Source organism: Bacillus sp. FJAT-27225 (genome assembly GCF_001685025.1).
Classification (GTDB): domain Bacteria; phylum Bacillota; class Bacilli; order Bacillales; family Cytobacillaceae; genus Bacillus_D.
This window is the reverse complement of sequence record NZ_MAYU01000016.1, coordinates 1-713: the sequence shown is the minus strand read 5'-3', so window position 1 is coordinate 713 and position 713 is coordinate 1. Positions and strand designations below refer to the sequence as shown.

7 tRNA genes are annotated in these 713 nt (G+C 50.6%); all 7 read right to left on the bottom strand.

Annotation, left to right across the window (positions count from 1 at the left end):
* Positions 1-52: 52 nt before the first annotated feature.
* A tRNA-Ala gene (locus A8F94_RS12170) sits at positions 53-128 on the bottom strand.
* Between the two features lie 19 nt (positions 129-147).
* Positions 148-224, bottom strand: a tRNA-Pro gene (locus A8F94_RS12165).
* Positions 225-232: 8 nt separating this feature from the next.
* Positions 233-309 (bottom strand) — tRNA-Arg (locus tag A8F94_RS12160).
* Between the two features lie 9 nt (positions 310-318).
* Positions 319-393, bottom strand: a tRNA-Gly gene (locus A8F94_RS12155).
* Positions 394-400: 7 nt separating this feature from the next.
* A tRNA-Leu gene (locus A8F94_RS12150) sits at positions 401-482 on the bottom strand.
* Positions 483-491: 9 nt separating this feature from the next.
* Positions 492-567: transfer RNA gene (locus A8F94_RS12145), tRNA-Lys, on the bottom strand.
* Positions 568-577: 10 nt separating this feature from the next.
* Positions 578-653 (bottom strand) — tRNA-Val (locus A8F94_RS12140).
* Between the last annotated feature and the right edge of the window lie 60 nt (positions 654-713).

Here is a 713-nt window from a genome sequence, read left to right as displayed (position 1 = left end):
TAAATATATTAACAAACATAATAAGTAATGTCAATATATTTTTTAAAATTTATGGTGGAGGATAGCGGGATCGAACCGCTGACCTCCTGCGTGCAAAGCAGGCGCTCTCCCAGCTGAGCTAATCCCCCGATAATATAAACTGAAAAATGGTCGGGAAGACAGGATTCGAACCTGCGACCCCTTGGTCCCAAACCAAGTGCTCTACCAAGCTGAGCTACTTCCCGAAACAATATGGCGCGCCCGAAAGGAGTCGAACCCATAACCTTCTGATCCGTAGTCAGACGCTCTATCCAATTGAGCTACGGGCGCTTGATTTTTTGGAGCGGAAGACGGGATTCGAACCCGCGACCCCCACCTTGGCAAGGTGGTGTTCTACCACTGAACTACTTCCGCAAAAAAATGCGGGTGAAGGGAGTCGAACCCCCACGCCTCGCGGCGCCAGATCCTAAGTCTGGTGCGTCTGCCAATTCCGCCACACCCGCTTGATTATATGGTGAGCCATGAAGGACTCGAACCTTCGACCCTCTGATTAAAAGTCAGATGCTCTACCAACTGAGCTAATGGCTCTTACTATAAATGGTGGAGGATGACGGGATCGAACCGCCGACCCTCTGCTTGTAAGGCAGATGCTCTCCCAGCTGAGCTAATCCTCCATTATAAGAATAGCCCGGCAGCGTCCTACTCTCACAGGGGTTTGCACCCCAACTACCATC